Genomic DNA, 1865 nt, shown 5'->3' on the forward strand with positions numbered 1-1865 from the left:
TGAGAAGGACAGGTTTTTTTCTATATAGAGAAAGAAATCCAAACACATTCCTTATGTGAGCGAAACCAATGGCATCACAAGAAGTTGTACTATTTCTGCTTTATCAGAAATAATCTTACTAACCCTTTTACCTATCATGTACTATTACTTAGTCATCTCCTAATATAATCAATACAATAATCAATACATCTTTTGTTGAAGATTCCTCATGGGGAAATCGTATATTGTGATTTCTATGGAAATCTAAACCTTTCTTAATTTACCTTGTCTTTAAGCATATATCCGATATAATAAAATTGATGATAACAGCTGCACCTTATTAAATCTTTCCTATTCTCAGATTTTTATGTTTCTACTGCTATGTCCTATTGGTTTATCGAAAATAAAAAAAAACTTGCAAAAGCAGAAGGGAGCTAACTATGATATTAGCATTGATAGGAGCTTTGTGTCTTGCGACGCTATTTACTTTACCATTTGTATATATCTTTCTTTTAAGTATCGTATGGACTACGACACATCCTTTTATTGAATACCTTCTCATTGTGGCAATGTTGATCCTATATGTATATATATGGTTAATGGTTCTTTATCGTTATCGACGCCATGCCTGGTTATCTTTTCGTAAGCAGCTTTTTATGGTAGTACCATTTTTATCATGCATTGTGATTTTGTTAGCTACATTTGGCTATGATATGTGGGAAAATCGTTATGAAATTAAGGGTACAGAAGTGAATCTCAGTGAATATAAACCATTTCACAGTTATAAAATAGCTACTTTGAATAAGGAAAGTCAATTTCAAATAAAAGATGAACTTGTTCGTTTGGATGGTGCTACTGCCTTATATCCGGTCTATGCATCCTTTGTACAAGCGCTTTATCCTAAGGATGAGTATGATCCATACGTTAGTGAAATCGTTAGCTGCACAACAACACCTACCGCCTATGAACGTCTATTAGAGAAGAAAACAGATCTTATTTTTGTGGCTGCTCCTTCGTCAAAACAGGAGGAAATGTTTAAAAAGCAAAAGGAAGAATTGGTTAAGGTTCCGATTGGTAAGGAAGCATTTGTCTTTTTTGTGAATAAAGATAATCCCGTAACAAATTTGAGCAGTAAACAAATTCGGGATATCTATAGTGGAAAGATAACTAATTGGAAAGAGGTAGGGGGAAAGGATGAAAAGATTCGTGCTTTCCAACGTCCTGAAGGCAGTGGTTCTCAATCAGCGTTGATTCGGTTTATGAATGGTCAATCAATCATGAAACCTATGACAAAGGATGTGCCTGCAGGTATGGGGGCAATTATTTCCGTAACAGCTGAATATGAAAATCGGGATAATGCAATAGGGTATTCTTTCCGTTTTTATACACAGGCAATGAAAAAAAGTAATAAAATCAAGCTCTTACAGATTGATGGAGTCGCCCCAACGGTAGAACATATACGTGATGATATCTACCCTATTACAAGTCCGTTTTATGCGGTTTATGTAAAGGGGAATGAAAATAAAAATCTTATGCGATTGATCAATTGGATACAATCAGATGAAGGCCAGCAATTGATTGAAAAGACTGGTTACGTCTCAATAATACAGAAGTAGTATAAATTGTCTAGTCAAGAAAGATAGCAGGAGATTAGTATCTCTAAGTATTATAAAAATAAAATGAGAATAGAATCAGTCTCTCTTTCATATTATTGCGATTTTATTTAAGTGTTAGTCCTTCTTTTATGCTATAAGTTCTTTATGAATATTAATAAAAGGCAAGCTTTTTGTAGGAAGAGCTCGCCTTTTCGTGTGTGGCGGGCATGCCACATATCTAGGGTGAAAATCCCTCGGGGCGTAGTTATCGACGAACCCAAGAGCGACTTG

Annotated in this window: 1 protein-coding gene; it reads left to right on the forward strand. The window is 34.9% G+C overall.

What is annotated here, in order from left to right; genetic code table 11:
• Positions 1 to 419 precede the first annotated feature (419 nt).
• On the forward strand, positions 420 to 1595 hold the full coding sequence (locus ACESSZ_RS16390; RefSeq protein WP_008690011.1) for a substrate-binding domain-containing protein: 1176 nt from the start codon (positions 420 to 422) through the stop codon (positions 1593 to 1595).
• Positions 1596 to 1865: the final 270 nt, after the last annotated feature.

This window comes from Eubacterium sp. 3_1_31, assembly GCF_964249515.1.
Lineage (GTDB): Bacteria > Bacillota_I > Bacilli_A > Erysipelotrichales > Erysipelotrichaceae > Longicatena > Longicatena caecimuris.